This window comes from Komagataeibacter saccharivorans (assembly GCF_003207825.1).
In the GTDB taxonomy this organism is placed as follows: Bacteria; Pseudomonadota; Alphaproteobacteria; order Acetobacterales; family Acetobacteraceae; genus Komagataeibacter; species Komagataeibacter saccharivorans.
Genome location: NZ_NKTY01000001.1, coordinates 244,174 through 268,165, shown reverse-complemented (window position 1 = coordinate 268,165; position 23,992 = coordinate 244,174). Strand labels below are relative to the sequence as shown.

Genomic DNA, 23,992 nt, shown 5'->3' with positions numbered 1-23,992 from the left:
AATCTCAGCGTGTTCGGGTCAGGTCGGACAGACGGCGGCGTTCTTCATCCGTCAGGGGCGGTGGTGTGGACGCGCGCGGCCTGCGGAACGTCCACCACGCAACCCCGATACCGATGCCAAGCGCCAGTAGCGGCATGACCCACAGCAGCAGCGTGCCGATGGTCAGCGGCGGCTTGAGGCGGATGAAGTTGCCGTAGCGGTTGACCATCCAGTCCATGATCTGGCGGTTGCTTTCACCCTTGGCCACATGTTCGCGCACCACGTGGCGCAGGTCGCGGGCAAGGTCGGCGCTACTGTCCTCAATCGATTCATTCTGGCAGACAAGGCAGCGCAGTTGCGCGCCAATCGCTTCGGCCCGCTGTTCCTGTGCCGGGTCCGGCAGCATTTCCGATGGGTCATCAACCGCGATCGCCACCACGGGGGCCAGCAGCAGGCAGGCCAGAAGGGCCATCACCCAGCCCCGGCGCAGGAAGGAGGTCGTCATGATTTCAGGCTGTCCGCCAGCGGCATGATCGTATTGGCAATCATGCTTTCGGTAATGGGGGAGGCCGTATGCCAGCGGATGACTCCGCCCGGTCCGATCAGGAAAGTTTCCGGCACGCCGGACACGCCCCAGTCGATTGCCGTCAGCCCGTCGCGGTCGGCGGCAATGCGGGCATAGGGGTTTCCGGCACGCTGGACAAAGCCCAGTGCATGCTCGGGCTTGTCCTTGTAAGCGATGCCCCAGATTGGCAGGCGATCTTTCAGCACGTTCAGCACCGGCATTTCCGCCACGCAGGGAATGCACCACGAAGCGAAGTAGTTCACCAGAACCGGCGTTTTCAGCGCGCGCAGGTCCTGTGCGGAAAAGCCGGTTCCCGGCGCCTGATCGGGCAGGGCGAAGTCCGGAACGGGGCGGTTGAGCGCCGGGGCATGGATGTCATGGGGGTCGAATGATCCACGCGACATGCCCGACAGCATGCGCCAGAACGCGACACCCGCGCCACCTGCGACAACCAGCGGGGCCGCCATGAGCAGGCGGCGGCGCGTGGGGGAAGGGGGAAGGGACGTATCGTTCATCGTGCCGCCACCATGTCAGCCGCCTTCGCCCGGCGCGGCGCGCCCACGCGCACACGACGGTCAGACAGCGACAGCGCGCCGCCAAAGGCCATGATCAGGCCGCCCAGCCACATCCACGGGGCCAGCGGGTTGTAATGCAGCCGCAGGACATAGGTGGGGTCGGCATCGCTGCCGTGCCTGTCCCCAAGAACGCCATAGATGTCGGCCATGAGGTTGGTGTGGATCGCTACTTCCGTGGTGGTCTGGTGCTGGCTTGCAAATGTCCGCTTGGACGGATGCAGCGTGGTGATCAGCCTGCCATCGTGGCGGACCTCGATGGTGGCGACCAGCGCGGTGTAATTGGGTCCCTGCGCGGGATGGACTTCGGTCAGGGTCCAGCTATCGCCCGCCAGCATCTCGCTCTGGCCGACATGGACTTCGACAATGCGGTGCGCCGCCTGCGACATGCCCGCAATGCCCAGCACCGTAATGCCGACACCCGCATGGGCCAGCGCCGCGCCGAATACCGCACGCGGCAGGCCACGGGCACGCTGCCAGCTCTGCGCAGGTGACTGGCGGAACAGGCGCAGCCGCTCCACGATATCGGCGACACTGCTGCAGATCACCCATACGGCGGTAGCGGTTGCCAGCACTGGCAGGATGTCACGCATGCGGAAGGTGGCGACAACCAGCGCCAGCAGCGACACGCAGGCCGCCCACCACAAGCGGCGCAGGACCGGCCACATCTGCGCACGCTTCCACGGCACCATCGGGCCAAAACCCATGAACACCATGAGCGGAATGGCAAGAGGAATGGTGGTCGCATCAAAGAACGGCTTGCCCACCGAAATGGTCTTGCCGAACAGTAGCGACATGAATGGCGGATACATCGTGCCCGTCAGCACCACCGCGCAGATGGAACACAGCAGGATGTTGTTGAGAACCAGCAGCCCTTCACGCGACATGGGGGCGAACAGGCCACCCGTGGTGAGCTGCGGCGCGCGGATGGCGAACAGCAGCAGCGAACCGCCAATGACCACTGCAAGCAGCCCGAGGATGAACACGCCACGCGCCGGATCGTTGGCGAAGGCATGCACGGAATTGAGGATGCCCGAACGCACAAGGAACGTGCCGGAAAGCGAGAAGGAAAACGTGCCGATGGCCAGCAGGACGGTCCAGATTTTCAGCGCCTCGCGCTTTTCCACCACAATGGCGGAATGCACCAGCGCCGTGCCCGTCAGCCATGGGATCAGCGATGCGTTTTCCACCGGATCCCAGAACCAGTAGCCACCCCAGCCCAGCACGTAATAGGACCACCACGATCCCATGGCGATGCCACAGGTCAGGAAGCACCATGCCGCCACTGCCCACGGGCGCACCCAGCGGCCCCATGCAGCATCCACACGCCCTTCGATCAGGGCGGCGATGGCGAAGGCGAACGGCACGGCGAAGCCGACATAGCCGGTGTAGAGAATGGGCGGATGGAACGCGAGGCCGGGGTCCTGCAGCAGCGGGTTCATGCCCTGCCCGTCCAGCGGCGCGGGCCAGACACGGGCGAACGGGTTGGACGTGGTCAGGCAGAACAGTTCGAAGCCTGCTGCAACCCCGCCCAGCACCGCAATCACGCGCGCCTGCAGGGCGGAAGGCAGGTTGCGCCCGAACAGGGCCACCGCGCCACCGCAGATGGACAGGATCAGCGCCCATAACAGCACCGAGCCTTCATGATTGCCCCATACGCCGGTGATTTTGTACAGCAGCGGCTTGCTGACCGCGCTGTTGGCCGCCACGTTCTGCACGGAAAAGTCGTTGGTGATGGCCGCATGGATCAGGCATGCGAAAGAAGTCGCAAGGGCCAGCATCTGCCCCACGGCCAGCGCGGGGGCCAGCGCCATCAGGCGCGCGTCACGCCGGTTCGCGCCGATCAGCGGCAGGATGGCCTGTCCGGCGGCCATGCAGCATGCCAGCGCCAGTGCAAAATTTCCAAGTTCCGGGTTCATCGCGGATGTCAGTTTCCGTCAGGTGTCTGGGTGGCCGGTTTTTTCGCCGTATCGGTCGCCGTCATGGTGTTCCAGCTTGTCGCGTCGGGGGCCTTGCCGAAACGTGGGTCCCATTTGCCGCTGCGGCGCAGTTCCTCGGCCACTTCCTTGGGCATGTAGGTTTCATCATGCTTGGCCAGAACTTCGCTGGCGCGGAACGTGCCATCGGGATTGACGGTGCCCACGGCCACGACGCTCTGCCCCTCGCGGAACAGGTCGGGCAGTATTCCCTCATAACGAACGGTCACGGCGTCCTGCCCGTCGGTCACGTCGAATATGGCGACCGGGGTGTCCTTCACCTTTTCGCGGTGTACGCTGCCCGCCACGACCATGCCGCCCAGACGGATCGTGCGGTCGGCTGGCGGCGGCTTCTTATGGACCTGCGATGGCGCCATGAAGAAGACGATATTGGATGAAAAGGCGTTGAGAGTCAGGGCAGCGGCGGAACCAAGCCCGATCATGCACGCAACCACCAGCCACAGGCGTCGGCTCTTGCGGGTCATGACGGCCTGCGTGTCCGGCCGGGCTGTTCAATGGCGGCAAGCCGTTTGCGCGCCTGTCGTAGCCGGATGGTGGCGTTGACCGACAGGATCGCCGCGACGCCAAGGGTCAGGCCATAGGCGGCCACGATATAGGGCAGGTGGGTCATACGGCGGCACTGTCTGTCTGGGGATTGGTCTGTGCGGACTGGCGGCCACGGCTGGCGGCAAGGATGGTGCGGATGCGGCTTTCCATTACGGAAGCGCGCAGGCGGGCCAGCACGATCGCGCCAAATCCCAGCGTGAAGCCCAGCGTGGTCAGGCCCAGCGGCCACAGCATGGAGGTGGACATGGTCGGCGCCCCCGTAACCGTGATGCTGTCGGGCTGGTGCAGCGTGTTCCACCACTGTACGCTGAACTTGATGATCGGCAGGTCGATCGCGCCCGCCAGCCCCAGTATGGCGGCGGCGCGGTAGCCACGCTGCGGTTCGTCAAATGCGCGGATCAGCGCGATATGGCCCAGATACAGGAAAAACAGCACCAGAACGGATGTCAGCCGCGCATCCCACACCCACCACGTGCCCCACATAGGCTTGCCCCACAGGGAGCCGGTGGCAAGGCAGACAGCGGTGATGGCGGCCCCGACCGGCCCGATCTCCACCGCCGCAAGGTCGGCCAGCGGATGCCGCCATACAAGCGAAAGAAGGGAGCACACCGCCAGCGCCATATACCCCGACGATGCCAGCCATGCTGTGGGCACATGCACGTACATGATGCGCACGCTGTCGCCCTGCTGCCAGTCGGCGGGGGAGAAGAACAGCCCGCATACGATTCCGGCCGCGGACAGCGCCAGTGCGGGCCAGGTCAGCCACGGCTGCAGCTTCGCACCCATGCGCAGGAAACGCCCCGGGTTGGCGTAGCGGTGAAAAAGGTTACCGGTTCTTGCGGTAAGGCTCTGCGTTGCGTTCAAGGTTGATCCATCCGTGCCGGGGGCACCTGTCCCTGCAATGAAAAGGGTCAAGAAAAATTTTCGCCATCGCCCGCGGTTGGCCGGGGGCTGGCGTTTTGCTGCTCTACACTATCGCGTTAAAAAAGACACGGCCAGTCCTGTCCCTTCATGGTACTGTCCCGCCACAGGAGGAGAAAACATGCTGTTTGCGATCATTTGTACCGACAGGCCCGGCGGTCTTGAAACCCGCAAGGCCACCCGTGAGCGTCACCTTGCCTATCTGGAACAGTGGAAGCAGCACATCGTGCATGGCGGTCCGCTGCTGGACGCGGAAAACCGCCCCTGCGGCAGCCTGCTGGTGGTGGATGTGGCCGACCGCGCGGCGGCCGAAGGCTTCGCGGCGGAAGACCCCTATGCCCATGTCGATCTGTTCGAGAGCGTGGTCATCCGTCCGTTCCGTTCAGTTTTTCGTGATTGCATGCGGGTGGAGTGAAGAACCGGGTATGGCTTACTGGCTGATCAAGTCCGAGCCGGACGCGTTTTCATGGTCCGAGCAGGTGGAAAACGGCGTGGAACCGTGGACCGGCGTGCGTAACCACCAGGCGAAGAAGAACCTCGCGGCCATGGAAGTGGGGGACCGGGCGTTCTTCTACCACTCCAACGTAGGGCGCGAGATCGTGGGCGTGGTGGAAGTCGTGCGTGCTGGCTATCCCGACCCGACGGCGGAGGATGGCAGATGGGTATGCGTGGACGTGCGCGCCGTGGGGCCGATGCCCCGCCCGGTCACGCTGGCGCAGATCAAGGCCGATCCGGTGCTGGAGGATCTGGCCCTTGTGCGGCAGTCGCGGCTGTCGGTCGTGCCGGTTTCGGATGCGCACTGGGGACACCTGTGCGCGATGGGCGGCTGGAACAGCCACGGTTGAGGCGCGTTTCATGCCAGAAGGTATGGTGATGCGCATTGCAAGAACGCCATCATGGTGCTGAAACAGTGGGAACTGCCGCATGGGCGTTGCGGGCGGCGTCATCCATCCCGCCGGTAGTGCAGGGACATGGGGCCGGTCCGTACTGTTACGGAAGATCAGGCGAAGGGCATTGTAATGAGTGCAGGTTCCTCCAACGAACTGGCACCGCTGACGCTGGACAGCGCGTGTATTACCGAACTCCAGCAGGCGCTGGAACGGGTCGAGACGGGGCGCGGCGTGCTGGTGCGTCTGGCCGACCTGATGGGCGGTGCCGTGGGGCAGGCGGCGATGCTGGGCATGCGCACGCTGGGCCTTGCGCCCACGTTGCAGGCCAGCCTGCAATCCGCTGCCGAAACGGCCATCCGGCGTGCATTCGACATCGCGGTGATCGGCATGGACCGCCCGCATGACGTGTCCGCCCAACCGGGCGGCGGTGCCGCATGGCGCGACCCGGCGGTGAAGGCCGCCGTAACCATGTCGGGGGCCATAGGCGGTTTTACCGGCCTGCCGGGACTGGTGGCCGATGTCGGCTTCACGACGCTGACCATCATGCGCGAGATCGCGCGTATCGCCCGCGAACAGGGAGAAGACCTGTCGCAGGAAGATGCGCGGGCGGCGTGTCTGGAAGTATTCGCCCTCCGCGCCTTCCCCTTTGGCGCAAACCGGAAGGCCGCGCCGGGGGAAGATAGCGAACTGGGCTATTTTTCTGCCCGCGCCATGCTGCGCGGTCGCCCGGTTGTCATGCTGGTCAGTGAAGTGGCGACCCATTACGGGCTGGGCCTGTCGCGCAAGTTCGCACTGCAGATGATGCCGGTGGCTGGCGCGCTGTGCGGGGCGTCGCTCAACGCGGCGTTCCTGTCGCATTACCGCGCGGTGGCGCAGGCGCATTTCACCATCCGGCGGCTTGAGCGTGAATATGGACCGGAAGTCCGCCGCACCGCCGCTGACCTCAAGGCCCACGCCGCAAGTCAGGTCAACGAAGGCTGAAGCGGTAATAATGCTGGCAGACGCGCTTCCTCTCCATTGGTGAGGGCGTCTGCTACGACTTTATTTCTGTGAAAAACTTCAGTTCCCGACCGCTCCGGGCATGGCCCGGAGCGGCTGTCTGTCATGCTTTGCCGGATGTATGCCGCACGGGCTGCGGCTTCCTTACGATTTCGATGGTCGCGGCGATCAGCGTGAAGACCACGTAAAATCCGGTCAATGTCTGCAACAGGCCATTCATGCGCGGCATGAACAGTTCCAGCAGCAGTGTGATCAGCGTGAAAACGATGAAAACGCCGGGCAGTCCCATAAGCGTGCTTCCCTTACGGCCGGATCAGGCGTGGACGGGGGTGGGGGCTGCGCGACCGTTCAGCACGGCTTCCACGTTTTCAATCGCCAGCATGCCCATGTCGGTACGGGTTTCGATGGTGGCGCTGCCGACATGCGGGGTCAGGAACACGTTGGGCAGTTCCAGAAAGCGCGGGTCGGGATTGGGTTCATTGCGGTAGACATCCAGCCCGGCGGCGGCAAGCTGGCCGCTGCGCAGGGCCGCGATCAGGGCGTCTTCATCCACCAGCGCGCCACGGGCGGCATTGATGAAAATGGCCCCGCGCGGCAGGCGGCCCAGCAGGTCGGCATCGATCATGCCCTCGGTTTCGGGCGTGGCGGGCAGATGCAGGCTCAGGATATCGCAGTGCGGCAGCATGTCGGTCAGGGTGCTGAAATAGGTGGCGCCCGCTTCCTGCGCGGCGGGCAGGCGGCGGCGGTTGGAATACATGACCGTCATGTCGAAGCCACGCGCTCGCCGGGCCACGGCCTGGCCGATGCGGCCCATGCCCACGATACCCAGCCGCTTGCCGCTTATGCGGGTGCCCAGCATTTCATCCATCGCAAGCGGACGGCCCCAGCCTTCGCGCATGAGCGTGGTGTATTCCCCCGCGCGCCGGGCGGCAGCCAGCATTAGCAGGATGGCCATGTCGGCATTGCAGTCGGTCAGTACGTCGGGCGTGTTGGTGACGATGATGCCACGGGCATGAAGGGCTGGAATGTCCAGATGGTCCGTGCCGACGCTGACGGTTGCGACAACCTTCACGCAGTCAGGCAGTTGCGCCACGTCATCGCCACGCAGCGGCAGGCCCGTCGATGTCATGATGGCCTGCGGCTGGAAAGCGCGCGCGGCGTCCAGCAGTTCGCGGGTTGTCATCCGGTGGTCCGGGACGGGGGCTATGGTAAAGTTCTGCTCGATACGCTGCATGACGGGATCGGTCTGGCGCTGGGTCAGCAGTACGCGGGGGCGGGTAGCGGACATAGAGGGTGGTTTCTCCGGCCTAACGGGGGCATGACACAGGCGATCGTGCCTGCAGAAGCATGCGAAAGGGTTATCCTAAGAACATGACGGGTCAAGAGACGGTTCCGCTTACGCCGGAACTTATGCTGCGCGCCTACCGGGCCGGCCTGTTTCCCATGGCGCCCGATGCGCGGTCCGACGAACTGGAATGGTTCTTCCCGCAGATGCGCGGCATCCTGCCGCTGGAGGGGTTTCATGTGCCGCGCAGGCTCATGCGTACGGTGCTGTCGGATCGCTTTGCAGTAATGACAGATCAGGATTTCGCAGGGGTCATGGATGGCTGTGCAGCACCCATGCCGGGGCGCGAGGATACATGGATCAACCCGCGCATCCGCACCCTGTTCTGTCAGCTTCACGCCATGGGCCATGCCCACAGCATCGAAACCTATCATGAGGGCAGGCTGGTCGGCGGCCTGTATGGCGTGGCCATCGGTCAGGCCTTTTTCGGGGAAAGCATGTTCAGCCGCATGCGCGACGCATCCAAGGTGGCGCTGGTCCATCTGGTAGCCCGCCTGCGTCTGGGTGGCTTTACCCTGCTCGATACACAGTTCGGCACGGATCATCTGGCCAGTTTCGGCGGATACGAGATTCCGGCGGATGATTACATGCGCCAGCTTGTCCGCGCGGTGGCGCAACGGGCGCAATGGATCGGAAATGACAGCGCGGCGGAACTGCTGCCCGCCATCCGTGCCCTGCGGCCCGCGGGCGCGATGGACGCGGATGGTTGACAGTCCTGCGCGTGCAGGGTTCCGTCTTGGCAGAAGAAGGGGAAGAAACGTGATGAAACAGGGAGCGGCCTGCCCGGTAAAGGGTAAGGGCAGGGGGCCGTTGGGCATGATGATGTTCGTGGCGGCCATTGCAGCGGGTGGCGCACCCGCCATGGCGCAGGAAGCCGCCACCGTTCACCCCCCGCTTACCCCCACGCGGGATGTGCAGGTGGACTATAACGTGCAGCCCGATGGCATGCCCGAGCCCAAGGCCGTGCGCACATGGTTCGCCTATAATGGCGGTCTTATGCGAATCGACAGCCCGCTGGCCATGGGCGAGATGGTGCTCAACCGCATGACCCGTCAGGTCATGATCATCATCAATCCGCAGAAGGTGTACAGCCAGCTTGATGCCCGCTACGGCATCCGCAATCCCTTCCTGCTGGACCTGTCCATGTCCTTCGTGCGCAAGGGCACCGCCACCGTGGCCGGGGTCACATGCACGCAGTGGGACGTGACGACCGATCAGGGCAACGCCACCACCTGCGTTACGGAAGATGGCGTGATCCTGCAGGAAGACGGCGTGGATGGGGACGGGCTGCGCGGTAAGCTGGAAGCGACGAAAGTGGTTTACGGACCCATTCCCGACAGCATGTTCCAGCCGCCCGAGGGCTATCGCAAGATCGAACCGCCCCCGCCGCCCGGCACGTCAGCCGCCCGCACGAACCCGGATCAGAAGGGCGGCTGACACGCCTGCCCCGTCCCCGTTTTGAAGGATTACATACCGTGACCCGTTTTCCGTATCGCAGTGGTCAGGCCCTGCTGGTGGCTGGCCTGCTGCTGGCTGGTGCAGGCCATGCGTCCGCCGCCACCGATGAGACCCCCTTCGTCACCCCCCAGAACGATGTGGACGTGACCTACACCATCTACCCCCCCCATGACACGAAGGAGGTCATGACCCAGCGCATGCGCTGGTCCAGCGGGCGGATGATGCAGCGCGTCGATCCGGGCAATGCCACCACCTACATGGTTACCGACTATCACGCGGGTACGCTGACGGTGGTAAACCCCGAGCAGAAGATCAGGACGGTCATTCCCGCGCCGGGTGCCGGTAATGTGCAGATGGGGCAGCGTGCGCAGGGCAACTGGCTGCGCACCGGCACGGCCACCGTTGCCAACATCCCGTGCACGTTATGGCAGACGCAGGACACCGACCAGCGTTCCAGCGAAATCTGTTACACCGATGATGGCGTGATGCTGGAAGTCATCCGTGATGGCAAGGTGATGGTGGAAGCCACCGCCGTTACCCGTGCGCCACAGGCGGACGGCGTGTTCGCCATCCCTTCGGGCCTGAAGGAACTGCGCGCGGCCCATCCGTAACGGCCGAGGCCGGTTTATGGCATGAAAAGGGCGATTCCTGCCCGTAAATCGCCATGACCCTCCTGTCTCATCCCTGTCAGGCGGGGATGCGTTCCCCGCCTGATCGAGACAGGAGCAGGAAGAGTTTGATGAAAAACATCGGGCGTATTGCAGCCACCGGGCTGCTTGTCCTGACCGGGCTGGCGGCAGCCGCACCGGGCGCGCAGGCCCATGGGCGTGGCGGCGGGGGCGATGCGCTGGTTGGGGGACTGGTGGGTGGCATCGTGGGTGGCGTCATCGGCGGGGCCATGGTGGACAGCTACGGGCCACCGCCGCCTCCGCCTCCGGTCTATTACCGTCCCCCGCCGCCGGCGGTGGCCTATTATGCCCCACCACCTCCGCCGCCGGTCGTGGTCTATGGTCCCTATGGCGGACCGGGACGTCCCTACTGACGTGCTAGCCCGCTGTTCCCGCCTGTAGCGTCAGGGTCGCAATGGCCTTGCGCACGGCGGCGACGTGGTTCGGGACCTTCACCTTGCGCCATGCTTCCACCAGATGGCCATTGGCATCGATCAGGAAAGTCGCGCGTTCGATACCCATGTATTTGCGACCGTACATCGATTTTTCGACCCATACGCCATAGGCTTCCGTAACGCTGCCATCGCCATCCGATGCAAGGGGGAAGGTGAGGGCGTGATCGGTCGCGAATTTCTCGATTGCAGGCATGCCATCGCGGGAGACGCCGATGACGCTTACGCCATCCTTCTGCATGTCATTCAGGGCGGCTTCGAATTCGCAGGCTTCCCTGGTGCAGCCCGATGTATTGGCCTTGGGATAGAAATACAGCACGAAAGGATGGCCGCGCAGGGCGGTCAGGCTGACCGTGCGCCCATGACTTGCGGGCATGTCAAAATCGGGAACGGCGCTGCCGGGTTCGGGGAAAGGGGGAAGAACCTTGCTCATGACCTGCCTTGCTGATCTGTCCGCCTGCATGGCGTGGCGCGTCCGGTATCGGCGCGACCGGCATGCGGGGATATGGGTTGGGCTGCGATCATGCAACGCTTTGGCGGGCGGGGAAACACTCCCGGCGTGGCTATCGCGCCGGTGTGTCCGCAATGGGGGGAATCAGACGGTCGAATATCGCGGTTACGCGGGCGGCCATATCATCCATCCGGTCCAGCAGGACCGTCGCATTGCGCGCCCTGACTTCCCCCATCAGGATTTCAAGGCTGGCCTGCGGGATCGCATCGGGCACGACGCTGCCGCATATGATGCGGACGAGCCCCTGCATCGACCGCCAGAACAGGTCCGCACGCCGCAGCAGGCGGGCATCGGCCATATCCAGCGTCCCCGCCTGCGCCAGCCGCAGCAGCGCCAGCCGGGTGGAGGGATTACGGGCCTGTGCATCCGGCGTCAGCAGTTGCAGCCCCTGTGCGATGAACTCCACATCCATCAGCCCGCCCCGGCGGCGTTTGATGTCCCACGGGCTGGCGGCGGGATGTTCGCGCGCCAGCCGTTCGCGCATGTGACGCACGTCATGCAGGATCCGGCGGCTTTCCTCATCCGTCAGCGGGGCATGGTCCAGCGCCGTGGCGATGGCGTGGCGCAGGCGGGCGGCAAGGCGGGGCGGTCCCGCCACCACGCGCGCGCGGGTCAGGGCCATGCGTTCCCATGTCCATGCGGATTCTTCATGGTAGCGACGGAAGGCGGACAGGGAGACGGCGACCGGCCCCTTCGATCCCGAAGGACGCAGGCGCATATCCACCTCATACAGCGGTCCCTCCCGTCCCGGCGCGGTCAGGGCCGCGACGAAGGCATGCGCCAGCCGGACGAAATACGTACCCGCCGCAAGCGGGCGTCCGCGCATGCCATCCGTGCCGACTGTGCCATTAACAACGCTTTCCCCCGCATCGGGCGGATGGTCGAACACGAGCATGAGGTCGAGGTCGGACCCAGGCATCATTTCATGCGATCCCGCCTTGCCCAGCGCCACAACCGCCATCGCACCACCGGGCACGGTGCCGTGGCGGCGTCTGTGTTCACCGGTGACCACGCGCAGCAGCCCGCGCATGACCGTTTCGGCCATGGCCGTGCGCGCGCGGGCGGCGCTGTCCTCGCCCATGCGGTGTTCAAGGCGGGCAACCGACAGGCGGAACTCCTCCCCACACACCAGTCCGCGCATCACCGGCAGTACCTGCTCGGCCGATTGTGCCGATGTGACATGCCGCCTGACCAGCGCCGTGGCCGTACCCAGCGCGCCGGGACCGCCATCCATGTCCAGCAGCCCGTCAAGGGCGGAGGGAGTTTCGGCCAGATGGTCGGCCAGGAACGGCGCGCAGTCCAGAACGGTCACGATGCGGTGGATCAGTGCGGTATTGCGTTCCAGCAGCGACAGGAACTGCACGCCCGCCCATTGCCGCTCCAGCAGCGCATCGAAACGGCGCAGCACGGTCAGCGGCTGCTGGCGGCCCCCGATTTCGGTCATGATGGCAGGCAGCAGCCGGCGCAGCAGCTTGCGCGCCCGGTCGGAGCGCAGCGCGCGCAGCCGGTTGCCATCCCACCGGTTGAGAATCTGCAGCGCGTCGCCGATGTCATGGGGCGCGAAGCCGTAGTCACGCAGCCGGTCGGCGGCATCGACATCCTCCGGCGCGATGGTGATGTCCTGCCGGTCGCTTTCGGCAAACTGCAGGTCGAAGTTGCGGCGCGAATGCTGCATGACCGACAGCATGCTGCAGGCCAGTTCACCCGGCGTTGCAGCCAGCATGAAAGTGGCGAAGCGTGCGAATCCGTCACGTGTGTCCGGCAGGGTGTGGGTCTGGTGATCCATGCGCATCTGCAACCGGTGTTCGGCCTGACGCAGCATGCGGTAGTTGCGGACCAGTATTGCGCACTGGGCACGTTCCAGCAGTCCCGCGCGGCGCAGCCTGCGCAGGCCGCCCAGCGTGGTGGGATCACGCAGTTCGGGCCGCCTGCCGCCCCATACAAGCTGAAGCGCCTGCACGATGAACTCCACTTCCCGTATGCCGCCCTGTCCCAGCTTCACGTTCTGCCCCAGCAGCCAGCCGGTCGCGGTCTCGGGATCGCGGATAGACGCGGCGGGCAGGCTTTCCAGATCAGCGTGGCCCGCATTCCGGTGGCGGTCGATTCGTGCTTTCATGTCGTGCAGATCGTCGATCACCGCAAAATCAAGATGGCGGCGCCAGATGAACGGATGAATGTGTTTGAGGAAACGGCGGCCCGCCACAATATCCCCCGCAACCGGACGGGCTTTCGTCATGGCCGCGCGTTCCCATGTGCGGCCCATGCTTTCGTAATACTGGATGGCGGCGGGAAAGGACACGGCGGCGGGCGTTGCGGCGGGGTCGGGCCTCAGCCGCAGGTCCATACGGAAAACGTAACCATTTGCATCACGCGCTTCCATCAGGGTGACAAGATCGCTAGTCATGCGCACAAAGGTATGTCGCAGTTCCCCGTTTCCGGGGTGGCGGTCCGGGTCATACAGGATGATCAGGTCGATATCCGAGGAGTAGTTCAGTTCCCGCGCGCCCAGCTTACCCATTGCCAGAACCACGAAGCCGCTGCCCCGGCACGGGTTTTCCGGGTCACGCAGGCGCAGTCGTCCGGTCTGGCAGGCATGCAGCAGCAGATGCCTGACCGCGGCCCCCAATGCGTTCTCGGCCAGTCCGCTCAGCGCCAGCGTCACCTGCTCCAGCGTCCATGCGCCCCCGATATCGGCCAGTGCAATGGCCAGCGCGGCCTGCCGCTTGGCGATACGCAGGGCGGCCATCACCTCAATGCGCGGGGTTTCGGGCGGCAGGGCTTCAAGCCCCCTGAGGATTTCGCGCACATGCGCATCCGGCCCGTCGAGCAGAAGGCGCAGGAAGGCTTCCGTATCGCGCAGCGCCAGGTCCGACAGGTAGGGACTGTTTCCCCCCAGTGCATCGGTCATGACCCGCACGCCTGCTATGCTGGCGATATCCGGCAGTCCCGCGCGGGTGCACGCCTGCGTCAGGTTTTCGTGCATGATGGTGGCCGCCCGGTCATCCGCCGGGTGGGGCCATGTGCATCCGCGCCAGGACGGGTGCAGCGTAAGGTCGGGTGTAGCGGGCATATCCATGGGGCAGGGTCCGGCAGGAGACTGGGAAGTCACGCATTTTCATGCGCTGGCGTAGCGTGGACGGTATGACGGAAACAGGTCAACCCACCCCCGTCGGCGCCCCCGGCGCAGGGCGCGTGCGCCGGGCGGTCATGGCGGCGGGGCGCGTGGTGATCTGGCTGGTGCTGCTGTGCATAACGCTGCCTGCCGTGTTCCTGCTTGTGCTGACGGTGCGCCTTTCGGCAGGTCCGCTGGATGTAACGCCCGCGATCAGGCTGTTCATGCCCATCCCGGTCGCCCATGGTCTGCGGCATGAGGATATTATCGGCGGCCTTTCAGCAGGGCATGTGCGCGTGGGCTGGAATGCCCTGCATGGCGGGATACGCGCCCCGTTCGTGATCTGGGTGGAGGATGTGCGCATCCAGCGCCACGATGGCTCGCTGGCCGATACGCTGCGCCGGGGGCGTATTACGCTGGACAGTCCGGCGCTGTTCCATGGCAGCGTGCGTATCCTTGAACTGTCCGTCTCGCAGGGGCGGCTGCGCCTTGCCCGTAATGCGGATGGCAAATTTGGCCTCGATCTGGGGCCCAACACACCATACCCTTCGCTCAAGCCGCAGGAACCATCCCCTGTTGACCTGACGGATATCCGTCAGGCCGTCATATCCGATACGCATGTCACCCTGACCGACCGCGCCACAGGCCGTGTGTGGCGACTGGGGGAGGCGGACGCGCATCTGAACATCATAACGGATTCCGGCCAGAAAGGGGTGACGGGGGATATACGCCTCGGCCTTGAGGGCAATGGGGAACGCCTTGTCCTGCATGGATCGGGTGAGCATGTCGGCCCGCAGCAGGTGAACTGGACGCTGCTGCTGGACCCGATCAGCCCCGCCGCCTTCGCGCCGGGACAGAAGGAGGTCGCGCCCCTCGACCTGCCGGTAGGCGGCAGGCTGGATGTGGCGTTCCGCGCCGGGCGCGCTGACTGGCCTTTCCTCATGCCGCGTGAATTCGACCTCAAGCTGCGCGCGGGCAATGGTCAGGTCACGACCCGCAAGGCGGGGCAGTATCTGGTGGGCGAAGGCGAGGCCGATCTGGCTGGCACGCTGGGGACCGGGGCGGGAGCAGTGCCCTTTGACGGGCCGCTGCATGTGGCGCTGCGCAATCTGGTCCTGCATCTGCGTGCGCCGGGTCACGCCAGCGATGACGGCAGCGGGCCGACGCTGCATGCGACGGCGGACCTGAAATCCGCCTCCCTGCTCCATCCCGCCTCGATCTGGCTGAATGTGGGCGCGCGGGCGCAGTCGCTGGACTTTGCGACATTGGGTGATTTCTGGCCCCCCCGCGCCATGAAGGGCGCGCGGCGCTGGGTGACGCAGAACATCCCGCAGGGCCATGTGGACCTGTTGCAGGTCAATATGGGTATGGCCAGCAATAAGGGGTGGAAGGGACTGAATGTCGCCTCGCTGGGGGGGACGATCGATGCGCACCGGATGGAACTGCACTGGCTGCGTCCGATCCCGCCCATGCATGACATGGATGCGCACCTGACCTTTGACGGACCGGACCAGATGATGATCCGTTTCGGCCATGCCTATCAGCTTGTGGATCTGGCGGACCGGCATGTCGACGCGAAGGGGACGGGCCGGATCGAGGTGGGACCCGGCTCCATGCGGATTACGGGGCTTAGCGAAAAGGTGCAGCAGGGCGACATCAACGTCACCCTGCTGGGCAATGTGCGCGACGTGCTGGCCCTTCTGGCCGAACCCCGGCTGAATGTCCTGTCGCGCCATCCCATGTCGTTCACCCATCCGGCCGGGCGGGCGAATGTATCGCTGCATATTGCCCTGCCGCTGGATGCCCATGTCAGGCTGAACCAGATCGACCTGCGCAGTCATGCCGATCTGGGGGATGTGCATCTGGGCAATGTGGTGGTGGGCAGGCCGCTTGACCGGGGCAGCCTTGGCATCGACGCGACCATGAACGGACTGCTGCTGCAGGGCACCGGGGTTCTGGCGGGCATACCGTCCAGCGTCATCTACACCATGGATTTCCGCAGCGGGCCGATGGTGCGCGCGGTGGAAAGCGCAAGCCTGCAGGGTCACGTCACGCCGGAAGGGGTAAGGCGCGCGGGATTCGAGATGGGCGAGCACTTTTCCGGCAGCGCCCTGCTGGATGTCGATTATGACCGTTACGTGGGCGGCAAGGCGCAGGTCGATATCGACCTTGATCTGGACCGTGCGGCGCTGGCCATTCCCATTTGGTCCAAGAAACCGGGGCAGGAAGCCAATGCCTCGGTCGAGCTTGATCTTGACCACGGAAAAATCTCGGGCATCGAGAACATACGCGCCGTCGGCCCGGACCTGCTGATCGATGGCCATGCCGAAACAACGGCGGGTATCGCCCGCAGGCTGATCCTGCGTGGCTTCCGGGTCGGGCGCTCGGTGGGGAATGCGGCTGTCACGCTGCCCATGCGTGACAGTGATCCCATTGGTGTCACTGTTGCCGCACGGGTGCTGGACCTGTCCCCGCTGGTTTCCTACCAGACCGCGTCCAGCAGTTCGGCGGCGGCGAAGGCCCAGACATCGCAGGGAAGTGGCGGATACCACATGCCCGAAATGGCGACGGGCCGCGTCAACGGGCCGCCTGGGCGGAGTTGGAACCTCAATGTCGATGCCCGCACGCTGTATTATGGCCCTACTGACACGCTGACAAACGTGCACAGCCATCTGGAAACCAACGGATCGCGGCTGATGCGTGGCGTGCTGACGGTGGGCGGACCGGTCGCGGCCACGGCCCATGTGACCCCGCAGGGCAACAGCCGCCTGCTGGATGTGCATCTGGCCAGTCTGGGCAGCCTGCTTCAGGCCATGAAGGTGACGGATCAGATGCAGGGCGGCGTGACCGACATTAACGGCAGTTTTGATGACAGTGTCGCCACCGCTCCCTTCTCCGGCACGGTGCGGATGGGCTCATTCACGCTGCGCGACGTGCCCGCCGTGGTGCGGCTGGCCAATAATGCCTCGATTTACGGCTGGATGCGCGCGCCGCATGCGCCGGGTCTTGAGATTGACCAGCTCAATATCCCGGTCACGATGAACGAGGGCAACATCCATATTGCCGACGGGCTGGTCAGCAATGCCTCTCTCGGCGCGACGGTGACGGGAGATGTGAACCTTGAAAAGAAGTCGCTGGCCCTTGATGGGACCATCATCCCCGCCTTTGCCGTCAATGCGGCCCCCGGTCATCTGCCGGGGCTGCTGGGATGGCTGTTCAGCCCCGAGAAAAACAGCGGCGTGGTTTCGGCCACCTATCAGGTCACAGGGCCGATGGCGAACCCGGCTGTGCATGTGAACCCCTATGCCATGCTGCTGCCGGGGTTCCTGCGTAATCTCATGCACGTTCACTGACCGCCTGCCTCTCGACGGAGGGAGAGGCAGGTGGTCAGGTCACCCTTCAGCTTTCCTGCGTGATCCGGTCATGCGCGGGCAGAAGGAATATAACCGTCAGCAGCGAACACGCGATGCAGCCGGTTACGTACCAGTAGAACAGGTCTTCATGCCCGATCTGCTTGAACCATAACGCGATGTATTCAGCCGTGCCGCCAAAGACCGATACCGTCAGCGCATAGGGCAGTGCGACCCCCAGTGCGCGGACACGCGTGGGAAACAGTTCGGCCTTCACCACCGCATTGATGGACGTGTAGCCCGAAATGCCGATAAGGGCCGCCGTAACCAGCCCGAACGCGGCAAGGGGGGACTGCACGGTTGATATGGTCCGCATGAGCGGCACGGTGAACAGGCAGCCCACAATACCGAATGACAGCAGCAGCCGCCTGCGTCCCACCCGGTCCGACAGCGCGCCAAAGGCGGGCTGGATCAGGGCGAAGACCACCAATGACGCGGTGGAGACCAGCGTTGACTGCTCCTTGGTCAGGCCCACGGTATTGACCAGATATTTCTGCATGTAGATCGTGAACGTGTAGAACGAAACCGTACCGCCCAGTGTCAGCCCGCATACGCCCAGCACCTCGCGCGGGTGGCGCAGCAGGACACGCAGGCCACCATGGGCCGCACTGTCGCGCGTGGCGGCGTTGAACTGTTCACTTTCCGCCATGCCCCGGCGGAACCACAGGATCGACAGCGCCAGCAGCGCACCGATGCCGAAGGGAACACGCCATCCCCATGCGCCGAGTTGCGCCGGGCTGAGCAGCGCGAACTGCAGCACCAGCAGCACGACAAGGGCCAGCAACTGTCCCATCACCAGTGTCACGTACTGGAAACTGGCATAGAAACCGCGCTGCGCGGCTGGCGCTATTTCAGACAGATAGGTAGCACTTGCCCCGTATTCGCCCCCAAGGCTCAGCCCCTGCAGCAGGCGGGCGAGCAGCAGGATGCTGGGGGCGGCCACGCCAATGCGCGCATAGGTCGGGCAGACCGCAATGGCCAGCGATCCCGCGCACATGGCGATGATGGACAGGCTCAGCGCCGCCCGTCGCCCGTAACGGTCGGCCATAAGTCCCATAAGCCACCCGCCCACCGGCCGCATGAGAAAGCCGATGGCGAAGACCGCCGCACTCTGCAGCAGTTCCGTGGTTGCGTTGCCCGGCGGAAAGAACGCATGCGCGAAATACATGGAAAATGCGGCGTATACGTACCAGTCGTAATATTCGATCAGATTTCCCGATGAACCCGCAATAATGCTTCGTATCCGCTGTGCGGTGGTCAGCGCGCCGGTCTGGGTCTGGAAAACAGGCATATGGAAGAACCTATGAAGGGCAGGGGACAGGGCGGAAAAAGGGGTAGGGAAGCCTAACCGGCGGATGACCGGCTGACGGGGGCGGTCTCGACACCGGGGATGACCGGCGTTTCAGCCTGCTCGTCGCTCAGGCGGCCGGACAGGGCGGCTGCAAGGCGTTCCGTATCCAGCGCGCCTTCCCACCGGGCCAGCACGATGGTGGCCACCGCGTTGCCGATGATGTTGGTCAGCGACCGGCATTCGGACATGAAGCGGTCAATGCCCAGAATCAGCCCCATGCCCGCCACCGGCACATCCGGCACGACCGCCAGCGTGGCCGCCAGCGTTACGAAGCCCGCGCCGGTCACGCCCGCGGCCCCCTTGGAACTGATCATGGCGACCAGCAGCAGGCTGATCTGCTGGCCCAGGCCCAGATGCACATCAGTCGCCTGCGCGATGAACAGCGCCGAAAGCGACATATAGATATTGGTGCCATCAAGATTGAAGGAATATCCCATAGGCACCACCAGACCGACGACGGAAGGCGCGCAGCCTGCGTTTTCCATACGGGTCATGAGGCTGGGCAGGGCTGATTCGGATGAACTGGTGCCCAGAACGATCAGCAGTTCCTCACGCAGGTAGGCCAGAAGCGGAAGGATGCGAAAACCGTTCCACCGTGCGACGGCCCCGAGGATCACCAGCACGAACAGCGCCGATGTCGCATAGAACGTCACCACCAGAAAGGCCAGATGCAGCACCGCGCCAATGCCGAAACGCCCGATGGTAAACGCCATGGCCCCCAGCGCGCCGATGGGGGCGGCATACATGACCAGCCGTACCACGCCGAACACCAGTTGCGTCAGTTGCCGCAGCAGCGTCAGGATCGCCTGACCCCGCGCCCCCATGTGCGAAAGGCTGATGCTGAACAGGATGGCGATCAGCAGGACCTGCAGGATGTCGCCCGTGACAAAGGCGCTGACGACCGTATCGGGAATGATGTTGAGCAGGAAATCACTGAAGGAATGCGCCTGCGCCCGTGCTGCATAGGCCGCGACCGCATGGGTATCCAGCGTTGCGGGGTCGGCATGGATATGCGCGCCGGGCCGGACGATGTTGGCCATGACCATCCCCACCACCAGCGCCAGCGAGGAGAAGGTGAGGAAATAGACCATGGCCTTGGCCGCGAGCCTGCCCGCCTGGCCCAGATCCGTCAGGCTGGCAACACCCGTCACCACGGTCAGGAATATGACCGGCGGGATCACCATCTTGACCAGCCGGATGAACGCATCGCCCAGCGGCTTGAGGGCTACGGCCGTATGCGGGCAGAAATGCCCCAGTGCGATACCCGCCACCACCGCAAGGACAACTTGCACATACAGGCTGCGAAACAGGGATCTGCGCCGCGCGGGCCGGGCCTGCGGGCAGGTCTGCGTTTCCTCGGGCATGGTGGATGGGTCCTCACGAACGGTTCGGGCGCCCGTGCTGGTCACACGCGGCGGTAGGGGCATGCAGGACGCACGCTAGTGGTTTGTGGCACCGCAGGAACCTGAAAAACAGGTGATATGCGATCGTTTCGGTTGGTGCATATCATGGTTGCCAGATATTCCAAAAAAACATGATGGCTTTACAGCACCCGTATTACAGGGCACGGACCTGATTTGTTCTTTCTGATCTGATGGGAAACCTCCAGCCATGTCCGATATGCCCGCATCTGCTGCTGTCTGGATCGGAATGTTCTGTGCCGTTGCGTCGTGCGTGATGTCCTTCATCATCCTGCGCCGCATGTCACAGCAGCCCGACCCGCAGGCGGAAGGCGACGTACTGGCGCGGCTGTGCATCATGATGGAGCGCGAGACCGCGGCCCGCGTGGCGGAAAACGAGGTCCAGCGTGCACGGATGGCCGAAATCGAACGCGCGCTGTCCACCCGCCTTGACCAGCGGCATCAGGAAATGACGGAAACCTTCAACCGCATTGCCCGCATGATGGGCCGCGACCTGTCGGAAATGCGTGTGACCCAGGCCGAATCCCTGCGCGAAATGGCGGAGGAGGGCAGACGGCAGAGCGATGAACTGCGTGCCGCCGTGAATGAACGCCTGCATCAGGCGGTGGAAAAGCAGATGCAGACTTCCTTCCAGCGTGTGCTTGAACAGATCGGCGCCATGCAGAAGGCGATGGGGGAGGTCTCGGCCATGACCGCGCAGGTCGGGGACCTCAAACGTCTGTTTTCCAACGTCAAGACCCGTGGCGGATGGGGGGAGGCGCAACTGCGCACCATACTCGACGACGTGCTGCCCGAAGGCGCGTACGACACCAACCGCCGCCTGCGCGACGATAGCAGGGAGGTGGTGGAATTCGCGGTCCGCATGCCGGTGCGCGCGACGGTCCCGCCGGTGCTGGCCATTGATTCGAAATTCCCGACCGAAGCCTATGAACGCCTCCTGCAGGCGGTGGAGGACTGCAATCCCGATGCCGAGCGTGCTGCCCGCCGTGCGCTGGAAACTACCCTGCGGATCGAGGCGCGCAAGATCGCGACCAAATATATCGTGCCGCCGGTAACGGTGGAATTCGCCGTTCTCTACCTGCCGACCGATGGGCTGTATGCCGAAGTCGCGCGAATTCCCGGCCTGCTGGACGAAATCGGGCGTGCCTATCGCGTCATCGTGATGGGGCCGGGGCTGATGCCCGCCATGCTGCGTACCATCCATCTGGGATATGTGACGTTGGCGCTGGAAAAGCGCACGGATGACATTGCCCGCCTGCTGGGGGCCACGCGGCAGGAAATGCTGCGTATGGACGGGGTGCTGGAAAAGCTGGCCCGCAATGCTTCCGCCATGTCATCGTCGATTGATGAGGCCCGCCGCCGCACCAGCCTTGTCAGCCGCAAGCTGCGTGATCTGGACATGGACCCGCAACATCCCGTGCCCGCCGGGGATGACGGGACAGCCCCGGCGGCACATCCCGGCATGGCGAATGGGGCGCGGCAGGCCGACATGATGCCCACATGGGCCGATGATGGCCCGCACCCCGACGGGCATGGCTGAAAACGATTTTAATTGGCCCGTTTCCGCGCAGCACTGCATAAAGGAAGGGATCATGACCATGCCGTCCGAAATCAATCCTTCCCAGCCCGCGCCCCTGGCCCCGCAGCCCGTGGCCGCGACGCGTATCCTGCTGATCGAGGATGACAGCAAGATCGCGCAGGAAGTGGTGGAGGAACTGGAAAGCCGTGGCTTCCATGTCCAGCATGAGGAATCGGGGGCCGCTGGCCTGTCCATGGGGCTGAACGCCCATTTCGACGTGATGGTCGTGGACCGCATGCTGCCCGAACTTGATGGCCTGACGCTGATCGAGACCCTGCGGGAGCGCAAGGTGCATGTGCCGGTTCTGGTGCTGTCCGCCCTTTCGGCGGTGGACGACCGGGTAAGCGGGCTGAAGGCGGGTGGCGATGACTACCTGACCAAGCCCTTCGCGATGGAGGAACTGGCCGCGCGGCTGGAAGCCCTGCTGCGCCGCCCGGACAATTCCCGCCAGACCATGCTGCGCGCGGGACCGCTGGAGATGGACCTGATCGAACGCACGGTCACGCGCGCGGGGGTGCCGATCGACCTGCTGCCGCGTGAATTCCGTCTGCTGGAATATCTCATGCGGCGTCCCAATCAGGTGCTGACGCGCAACATGCTGCTGGAAGATGTGTGGAATTACCGCTTCATCCCGCAGACCAACCTTGTGGATGTCCATATCGGCAAGCTGCGCCGCAAGATTGACGAAAGCGGCAAGCCCGCCCTGATCCAGAGCATCCGTGGCGCGGGGTTCATGCTGCGTGTTCCGTAACGAACTGTTCCGGACCGCCACTTTCCGCCTGACGCTGGCGGTAGTCGCGGCCATGATCGGATCGGCGGCGTTGCAGTTCTTTTTCGGCTACAGCCAGGCCAGCGTGTTCGAGGCCCGGCGTTCCGACATGCTCCTGCTGCGTGAAGCCAGCATCCTGCAACGCGAAACCCCGCAGGAGCTCGAACAGCAGGTACGCGACCGTGCGACCGATGACCTGCGCATCCTGCTCAATGTCACCACGCTGTTCGACAGCCAGCAGCATTATATCGTGGGCGACCTGCATAACTGGCCCGCCGATCTGGTGGCGGACGGGCATGTCCATGTCATCACCCCCGAAGCAACGGGCGGCGGCTCATCCACCGTATTGCGGATGGTTGCGGTGAAGGTGCCGGGGGAGCGGTATCTGGTTCTGGGGCGCAGCCGGCACATGCGTACCGAACTGCGCCTCATGATGCGGCATTCCATGCTGGTGTCGATCGTGCCGACCGTGCTGTTCGCACTCATGACCGGCATCGTGCTGAGCCATCGCGCCCTGTCCCGCGTCAAGGACATGCATGAGGCGATTGACCGCATCATGGAAGGCGACCTGCATGAACGCCTGCCCGCGGGTAAGCAGAATGACGATCTCCAGCGTCTTGCGGGCAGCGTCAACCGCATGCTCGACCGGCTCGAACAGCTCCTTGATGAAATACGCGACGTGGGTAACGACATCGCCCACGACCTGCGCACGCCGCTGGCGCGTGTGCGGGCGCGCCTTGACCGTGCGCTGAACGCCGACCATTCGGCGGAAGCGCTGCGCAATGTCATTTCCCATACCATCGATGATCTGGACCAGTCATTCGCCATCATCACCGCCCTGCTGCGCATAGGCGAGATCGAGAACGGCCGCCGCCGGGCGGGTTTCGGCACGGTGGACCTTGAATCGCTGGTGGCGGATATCATCGATCTGTACGAACCGATTGCCGAGACCAAGGGTATCGCCCTGTCCCATGTTACGGGTGATGATCCCCCCATTCATGTACTGGGTGATCGGGACCTGCTGATCGAGGTTCTGGCCAACCTTGTGGACAACGCCATCAAATTCACGCCCGAAGGGGGGCGGGTGGAAATCCGCACCCGCATGAATGATGGCTGCGCCATGCTCCAGATCGCCGATACGGGCATCGGCATTCCCGCCGGCGAACGCAGGGCGGTCACGGGGCGCTTCTACCGGTCCGATAAAAGCCGTCACATTCCCGGCAGCGGGCTGGGGCTGAGCCTTGTATCCGCGATTCTGGCGCTGCATCACGCGCGGCTCGATATCCTGCAGTCGCGGGTGCATGACAGTCTGCCCGGGGCAACCATGAACATCGTTTTTCCGCCATCCGGGGTTGTGCAGCCCGGAAACTAAATTGAAATTTCATTTGCCACCTGACGCTCCCTCATTAACACCGGAAGGACAGACGGGGAGACGAGACATGCATGA

23 protein-coding genes are annotated in these 23,992 nt (G+C 64.3%); 11 read left to right on the top strand and 12 right to left on the bottom strand.

What is annotated here, in order from left to right; translation table 11 throughout:
* Positions 1-4 precede the first annotated feature (4 nt).
* Genes CFR79_RS01280 through CFR79_RS01255 form a run of 6 tightly spaced genes read right to left on the bottom strand, consistent with a single transcriptional unit; the run spans position 5 to position 4,523 of the window.
* Positions 5-484, bottom strand: coding sequence for a cytochrome c-type biogenesis protein (locus CFR79_RS01280; RefSeq protein ID WP_102323135.1), 480 nt, complete (start codon positions 482-484; stop codon positions 5-7).
* On the bottom strand, positions 481-1,059 hold the full coding sequence (locus CFR79_RS01275; protein ID WP_102323136.1) for a DsbE family thiol:disulfide interchange protein: 579 nt from the start codon (positions 1,057-1,059) through the stop codon (positions 481-483). Before CFR79_RS01275 ends, CFR79_RS01280 begins: the two co-directional genes overlap by 4 nt.
* Positions 1,056-3,035, bottom strand: a complete 1,980-nt coding sequence (locus tag CFR79_RS01270; RefSeq protein ID WP_110546598.1) for a heme lyase CcmF/NrfE family subunit — start codon at positions 3,033-3,035, stop codon at positions 1,056-1,058. The genes CFR79_RS01275 and CFR79_RS01270 overlap by 4 nt, the downstream gene beginning before the upstream one ends.
* Positions 3,036-3,043: 8 nt before the next feature.
* Positions 3,044-3,577, bottom strand: coding sequence for a cytochrome c maturation protein CcmE (ccmE, locus tag CFR79_RS01265; protein WP_102323138.1), 534 nt, complete (start codon positions 3,575-3,577; stop codon positions 3,044-3,046).
* The gene (locus CFR79_RS01260; protein WP_102323139.1) at positions 3,574-3,723 is read right to left on the bottom strand and encodes a heme exporter protein CcmD; all 150 of its coding nucleotides are present in this window, start codon (positions 3,721-3,723) and stop codon (positions 3,574-3,576) included. Before CFR79_RS01260 ends, ccmE begins: the two co-directional genes overlap by 4 nt.
* The gene (locus tag CFR79_RS01255) at positions 3,720-4,523 is read right to left on the bottom strand and encodes a heme ABC transporter permease (protein ID WP_102323140.1); all 804 of its coding nucleotides are present in this window, start codon (positions 4,521-4,523) and stop codon (positions 3,720-3,722) included. The genes CFR79_RS01260 and CFR79_RS01255 overlap by 4 nt, the downstream gene beginning before the upstream one ends.
* 178 nt (positions 4,524-4,701) lie before the next feature.
* On the opposite strand from CFR79_RS01255, the gene CFR79_RS01250 reads away from it, so the two are divergent.
* The 3 genes from CFR79_RS01250 (at position 4,702) to CFR79_RS01240 (ending at position 6,451) form a co-directional block, all read left to right on the top strand.
* On the top strand, positions 4,702-4,995 hold the full coding sequence (locus CFR79_RS01250; protein WP_110546596.1) for a YciI family protein: 294 nt from the start codon (positions 4,702-4,704) through the stop codon (positions 4,993-4,995).
* Between the two features lie 10 nt (positions 4,996-5,005).
* Positions 5,006-5,425, top strand: a complete 420-nt coding sequence (locus CFR79_RS01245; protein ID WP_110546593.1) for an EVE domain-containing protein — start codon at positions 5,006-5,008, stop codon at positions 5,423-5,425.
* A gap of 174 nt (positions 5,426-5,599) precedes the next feature.
* Complete coding sequence (locus CFR79_RS01240) at positions 5,600-6,451, top strand: EcsC family protein (protein ID WP_110546752.1); 852 nt, start codon at positions 5,600-5,602, stop codon at positions 6,449-6,451.
* A 121-nt stretch (positions 6,452-6,572) separates the two neighbouring features.
* Here the strand turns inward: CFR79_RS01240 and CFR79_RS01235 are convergent, their stop codons facing one another.
* On the bottom strand, positions 6,573-6,758 hold the full coding sequence (locus CFR79_RS01235; RefSeq protein ID WP_110546590.1) for a hypothetical protein: 186 nt from the start codon (positions 6,756-6,758) through the stop codon (positions 6,573-6,575).
* 24 nt (positions 6,759-6,782) lie between these two features.
* Positions 6,783-7,757, bottom strand: a complete 975-nt coding sequence (locus CFR79_RS01230) for a 2-hydroxyacid dehydrogenase (RefSeq protein WP_102323144.1) — start codon at positions 7,755-7,757, stop codon at positions 6,783-6,785.
* Between the two features lie 83 nt (positions 7,758-7,840).
* Between CFR79_RS01230 and aat the strand changes: the two genes are divergently transcribed.
* From aat to CFR79_RS01210, 4 genes are all read left to right on the top strand, one after another.
* Positions 7,841-8,524 (top strand): leucyl/phenylalanyl-tRNA--protein transferase, encoded by a 684-nt coding sequence (aat, locus tag CFR79_RS01225; RefSeq protein ID WP_181417327.1) that lies wholly within the window; start codon positions 7,841-7,843, stop codon positions 8,522-8,524.
* Between the two features lie 52 nt (positions 8,525-8,576).
* Positions 8,577-9,251: a DUF4412 domain-containing protein gene (locus tag CFR79_RS01220; protein ID WP_258373339.1), complete on the top strand. Its 675-nt coding sequence runs from the start codon at positions 8,577-8,579 to the stop codon at positions 9,249-9,251.
* A 38-nt stretch (positions 9,252-9,289) separates the two neighbouring features.
* Positions 9,290-9,883 (top strand): hypothetical protein, encoded by a 594-nt coding sequence (locus CFR79_RS01215; RefSeq protein ID WP_110546586.1) that lies wholly within the window; start codon positions 9,290-9,292, stop codon positions 9,881-9,883.
* Positions 9,884-10,011: 128 nt separating this feature from the next.
* Positions 10,012-10,314, top strand: coding sequence for a hypothetical protein (locus CFR79_RS01210; RefSeq protein ID WP_102323147.1), 303 nt, complete (start codon positions 10,012-10,014; stop codon positions 10,312-10,314).
* 4 nt (positions 10,315-10,318) lie between these two features.
* Here the strand turns inward: CFR79_RS01210 and CFR79_RS01205 are convergent, their stop codons facing one another.
* Both CFR79_RS01205 and CFR79_RS01200 read right to left on the bottom strand, forming a co-directional pair.
* The gene (locus tag CFR79_RS01205) at positions 10,319-10,825 is read right to left on the bottom strand and encodes a peroxiredoxin (RefSeq protein ID WP_110546751.1); all 507 of its coding nucleotides are present in this window, start codon (positions 10,823-10,825) and stop codon (positions 10,319-10,321) included.
* A 130-nt stretch (positions 10,826-10,955) separates the two neighbouring features.
* On the bottom strand, positions 10,956-13,979 hold the full coding sequence (locus CFR79_RS01200) for a bifunctional [glutamine synthetase] adenylyltransferase/[glutamine synthetase]-adenylyl-L-tyrosine phosphorylase (RefSeq protein WP_181417326.1): 3,024 nt from the start codon (positions 13,977-13,979) through the stop codon (positions 10,956-10,958).
* Positions 13,980-14,044: 65 nt separating this feature from the next.
* Here CFR79_RS01200 and CFR79_RS01195 point away from each other — a divergent pair, with 65 nt between their 5' ends.
* Positions 14,045-17,368 carry an AsmA-like C-terminal region-containing protein gene (locus tag CFR79_RS01195; RefSeq protein ID WP_110546750.1) on the top strand — a complete coding sequence of 1,108 codons (3,324 nt, stop codon included), beginning with the start codon at positions 14,045-14,047 and terminating at the stop codon, positions 17,366-17,368.
* A gap of 46 nt (positions 17,369-17,414) precedes the next feature.
* Here the strand turns inward: CFR79_RS01195 and CFR79_RS01190 are convergent, their stop codons facing one another.
* The gene (locus tag CFR79_RS01190) at positions 17,415-18,716 is read right to left on the bottom strand and encodes an MFS transporter (protein WP_110546581.1); all 1,302 of its coding nucleotides are present in this window, start codon (positions 18,714-18,716) and stop codon (positions 17,415-17,417) included.
* Positions 18,717-18,769: 53 nt separating this feature from the next.
* Positions 18,770-20,140, bottom strand: coding sequence for a C4-dicarboxylate transporter DctA (dctA, locus tag CFR79_RS01185; protein WP_102323150.1), 1,371 nt, complete (start codon positions 20,138-20,140; stop codon positions 18,770-18,772).
* Positions 20,141-20,387: 247 nt separating this feature from the next.
* On the opposite strand from dctA, the gene CFR79_RS01180 reads away from it, so the two are divergent.
* From CFR79_RS01180 to CFR79_RS01170, 3 genes are read left to right on the top strand one after another with little or no spacing between them, the layout of a single operon-like run.
* Positions 20,388-21,737, top strand: a complete 1,350-nt coding sequence (locus tag CFR79_RS01180) for a DNA recombination protein RmuC (protein WP_110546579.1) — start codon at positions 20,388-20,390, stop codon at positions 21,735-21,737.
* A 52-nt stretch (positions 21,738-21,789) separates the two neighbouring features.
* Positions 21,790-22,527 carry a response regulator transcription factor gene (locus tag CFR79_RS01175; protein WP_102324141.1) on the top strand — a complete coding sequence of 246 codons (738 nt, stop codon included), beginning with the start codon at positions 21,790-21,792 and terminating at the stop codon, positions 22,525-22,527.
* Positions 22,517-23,917 (top strand): sensor histidine kinase, encoded by a 1,401-nt coding sequence (locus CFR79_RS01170; RefSeq protein ID WP_102323152.1) that lies wholly within the window; start codon positions 22,517-22,519, stop codon positions 23,915-23,917. The genes CFR79_RS01175 and CFR79_RS01170 overlap by 11 nt, the downstream gene beginning before the upstream one ends.
* Positions 23,918-23,992 lie beyond the last annotated feature (75 nt).

Excerpts from the sequence above, each read along its gene's own strand:
- aat (WP_181417327.1), top strand. The coding sequence starts at position 7,841 with ATGACGGGTCAAGAGACGGTTCCGCTTACGCCGGAACTTATGCTGCGC.
- CFR79_RS01270 (WP_110546598.1), bottom strand. The coding sequence starts at position 3,035 with ATGAACCCGGAACTTGGAAATTTTGCACTGGCGCTGGCATGCTGCATG.
- CFR79_RS01180 (WP_110546579.1), top strand. The coding sequence starts at position 20,388 with ATGTCCGATATGCCCGCATCTGCTGCTGTCTGGATCGGAATGTTCTGT.
- CFR79_RS01195 (WP_110546750.1), top strand. The coding sequence starts at position 14,045 with ATGACGGAAACAGGTCAACCCACCCCCGTCGGCGCCCCCGGCGCAGGG.
- CFR79_RS01190 (WP_110546581.1), bottom strand. The coding sequence starts at position 18,716 with ATGCCTGTTTTCCAGACCCAGACCGGCGCGCTGACCACCGCACAGCGG.
- CFR79_RS01250 (WP_110546596.1), top strand. The coding sequence starts at position 4,702 with ATGCTGTTTGCGATCATTTGTACCGACAGGCCCGGCGGTCTTGAAACC.
- CFR79_RS01220 (WP_258373339.1), top strand. The coding sequence starts at position 8,577 with ATGAAACAGGGAGCGGCCTGCCCGGTAAAGGGTAAGGGCAGGGGGCCG.
- CFR79_RS01210 (WP_102323147.1), top strand. The coding sequence starts at position 10,012 with ATGAAAAACATCGGGCGTATTGCAGCCACCGGGCTGCTTGTCCTGACC.
- ccmE (WP_102323138.1), bottom strand. The coding sequence starts at position 3,577 with ATGACCCGCAAGAGCCGACGCCTGTGGCTGGTGGTTGCGTGCATGATC.
- CFR79_RS01230 (WP_102323144.1), bottom strand. The coding sequence starts at position 7,757 with ATGTCCGCTACCCGCCCCCGCGTACTGCTGACCCAGCGCCAGACCGAT.
- dctA (WP_102323150.1), bottom strand. The coding sequence starts at position 20,140 with ATGCCCGAGGAAACGCAGACCTGCCCGCAGGCCCGGCCCGCGCGGCGC.
- CFR79_RS01200 (WP_181417326.1), bottom strand. The coding sequence starts at position 13,979 with ATGGATATGCCCGCTACACCCGACCTTACGCTGCACCCGTCCTGGCGC.
- CFR79_RS01260 (WP_102323139.1), bottom strand. The coding sequence starts at position 3,723 with ATGACCCACCTGCCCTATATCGTGGCCGCCTATGGCCTGACCCTTGGC.
- CFR79_RS01280 (WP_102323135.1), bottom strand. The coding sequence starts at position 484 with ATGACGACCTCCTTCCTGCGCCGGGGCTGGGTGATGGCCCTTCTGGCC.
- CFR79_RS01240 (WP_110546752.1), top strand. The coding sequence starts at position 5,600 with ATGAGTGCAGGTTCCTCCAACGAACTGGCACCGCTGACGCTGGACAGC.
- CFR79_RS01235 (WP_110546590.1), bottom strand. The coding sequence starts at position 6,758 with ATGGGACTGCCCGGCGTTTTCATCGTTTTCACGCTGATCACACTGCTG.
- CFR79_RS01205 (WP_110546751.1), bottom strand. The coding sequence starts at position 10,825 with ATGAGCAAGGTTCTTCCCCCTTTCCCCGAACCCGGCAGCGCCGTTCCC.
- CFR79_RS01245 (WP_110546593.1), top strand. The coding sequence starts at position 5,006 with ATGGCTTACTGGCTGATCAAGTCCGAGCCGGACGCGTTTTCATGGTCC.
- CFR79_RS01275 (WP_102323136.1), bottom strand. The coding sequence starts at position 1,059 with ATGAACGATACGTCCCTTCCCCCTTCCCCCACGCGCCGCCGCCTGCTC.
- CFR79_RS01175 (WP_102324141.1), top strand. The coding sequence starts at position 21,790 with ATGACCATGCCGTCCGAAATCAATCCTTCCCAGCCCGCGCCCCTGGCC.